Origin of the sequence: Rhodococcus sp. IEGM 1370, assembly GCF_033142325.1 — a bacterium.
Taxonomy (GTDB): domain Bacteria; phylum Actinomycetota; class Actinomycetes; order Mycobacteriales; family Mycobacteriaceae; genus Rhodococcoides.
In genome coordinates, this window is record NZ_JAWLRY010000053.1 from 1 (window position 1) to 2,491 (window position 2,491).

Annotated in this window: 1 protein-coding gene; it reads left to right on the forward strand. The window is 60.8% G+C overall.

Translation table 11 applies throughout. The features are described 5' to 3' along the window. Positions 1 to 576: 576 nt before the first annotated feature. Positions 577 to 1,872 carry a zinc-ribbon domain-containing protein gene (locus R4P47_RS24915; RefSeq protein WP_269596701.1) on the forward strand — a complete coding sequence of 432 codons (1,296 nt, stop codon included), beginning with the start codon at positions 577 to 579 and terminating at the stop codon, positions 1,870 to 1,872. Positions 1,873 to 2,491 lie beyond the last annotated feature (619 nt).

Consider the following 2,491-nt stretch of genomic DNA (forward strand, 5'->3'; position numbering starts at 1 on the left):
ATCGTCGATCCTTCCCACCAAGCTGAGCTCGGCGTGTCGAACCAAGGACCGGATCAACCGTTATTCAGACAGTCCCCGTTACGAGATAATCGCTTTGCGAGAAGTCGGTCAGTCTGCTGAGAAGGGAAAGCAATCGTGCCTAAGACCCAGGCGTGCTCAACCCCAGGGTGCCAACGAAAGGCGGCGTTCGCGACCCGGACGAAGCCATCTTGGTGTCTCGACTGCATTGACGCGATCGTTCGCTCAGGTGGCCTCGATCCAGCGGAGCCGTTCACGAAGCCACGCGAGTGGCGTCTTACGACCTGTCGAGCCTGCGGTGTCCAGGCTCACTACAAGCTTGATTACGTAATCGGCAACAATGCGGCCGGCATTCTGACCTGTCGGGCGTGTCATTGGCGGGGGTGGGCGGGTAACGGAGGACCTACTCCTGGAGTCGCAGTCGATAGGCATAAGATCGTTGGCCGGCTCGACGAGTGCGGTTACGACTTGATCGACCCACTCGACGAGATTAGCGACGATGGCAATGGCCCAGTGGTGGCTAAGTGCCGCCAGTGTGCGCGTATCAGCGCCGCACGGATGGCGGACTTCGGCTGGCATTGCGAATGTTCCCGAAACTCTCGATCATCAAATCCGGCCAGTCCTCGCCCCGGTCGGAAGTTGCTAGCCGACTCGGACTCCCCTGCAGTGGATTGGTGGGACCACGAGCACAATGACGACGCGACGTTTCGCACGGTGACCGTGCTTGCCACCCGGATTTGCAGGTGGCGGTGCCCGACGTGTGGTCTTCGGTTCGAGGCGAAGCCTGCCGCTATGACCGAACGGCCGATTTGTCCGGACTGTGAGACCCGCCAGCGCGAAGTACGGAGTCTCAAGTTCGCGGAGTGGAAGACGACACCGGTCGCCGATGTCCCGGAGCTTGCAGCCGCGTGGGCTGACGATGCCGACCCTAGGGAGGTGATGGTTGCTGGTGGCTCGCAGCTGCGTCGATTCCATTGTCCTCGTGGACACCACCCTAGGTTGACTCCCACCACGTTCCTCCAAACGGGCTGCCCGAGTTGCCGCGGCGCTGCCAAGGAGAAAAGGTGGCTCGCCGACACCTCGCCCGAGATCGCAGGTCAGTGGCATCCGACGCTCAACGGACGCTTCACACCGCAGAATGTGGTGTGGGACTCGAAGCGAACGGTGTGGTGGCGAGCAGATTGCTGCGGTTGTGAATGGCAAGACAGTGTAGTTACGCGTGACAAATACCAACGGTTACGATGCCCGGATTGCCGTACTTTCCTAGGCTCATTGGCCTGGCACGATCCAGGGCTCGCCGCGGAGTGGAGCCCGACGAATCCGCTCAGCGCGTGGAACGTACGCCCACACACTACTACTTCGTTCGTGCCAGAATGGATTTGCGCCATTAATCCCGACCACACGTGGCAGGCACCGCTGAGTAGCCGCTCGATCGGCGCCGAATGCCCGGACTGCCGGCAAGCCGGCAAGTCACGGGTCGAACTGGCTCACCACACCGCCGCCAAAGAGGCGTTCGGCAACGCCCGATCCGGCAAAACGATCAGGAGTAAAGCCTTCACTACCCGAAAAGCGTGGACCGCCGACATCAGCGTCGATGTAGACGGATATACGGTAGTCATCGAATACGACGGCGCGTATTGGCACCGCGCACCAGCGAAGATCCTCGTCGATGAACGCAAAAGCCGAGATCTGCTCGCAGCCGGGTTCTGGGTGGTTCGGCTGCGCGAAGACGATCTCCCAGCCCTAGGTATCGACCACCCTTGCTACAGGGAGATTCGCGTGTATTCCGCTGCGGCTCGCCCACGCCAAGTCCTTTCCGATGTTCGTCAATGGATGACGGACTCGGTCGCGTGAGATCGCCGCGCGATCCGCAGCAGTCGAGAGCGATCCCGGTCGGATCAGAAGTTCCGTCTTAGTCGGGCGACCTGCACGTGCACCATGAGCAACACTGGCTCAGCGGACTGGGATTGGTCCCGGCACTGCGGAGCTCTCGGAGAGATGACGAAGGAGCACATTCCACCGCGGCACACCGACAATGAATCCGCGATTGTGATGTACCACGACAAAGACAACGTCGCGACCTTGCTAGCGGCATTCGAAGAAGCCCACAGCGCGTAGTCGCTTTGCCACGAATGCAACAACGGCGCGAGTTCGCGAAACCTGCCACAAGCCTATGGCCAGTGGCGAGACACGTTCTCGGCAACCTCGCCAGCGCGGGGGCACCCTTTGACTTCGTAGTGCGGCCTAACGGCAGATGACTTCAGGGAGCTCACCACCTCGCAAGGCCCGCTGGTTTTGCCGCTCGAGCACGGGCGCGGACGAGACGGCAAGTTTTCGTACTGCATCTACGATTCAAAGCTCCGCAACCGGTCTCTCGCTACGCAACTTACCGGATTTGGCGTGTCCCCGGTGAACGGGGCCATCTTGTTTTAGAGTCTTGTTGCCCCTGACGTGGGCGGATAGGACGATGGAG

Bases quoted from the DNA above. Each gene is read 5' to 3' on its own strand.
- R4P47_RS24915 (WP_269596701.1), top strand. From the start codon at position 577: ATGGCGGACTTCGGCTGGCATTGCGAATGTTCCCGAAACTCTCGATCA.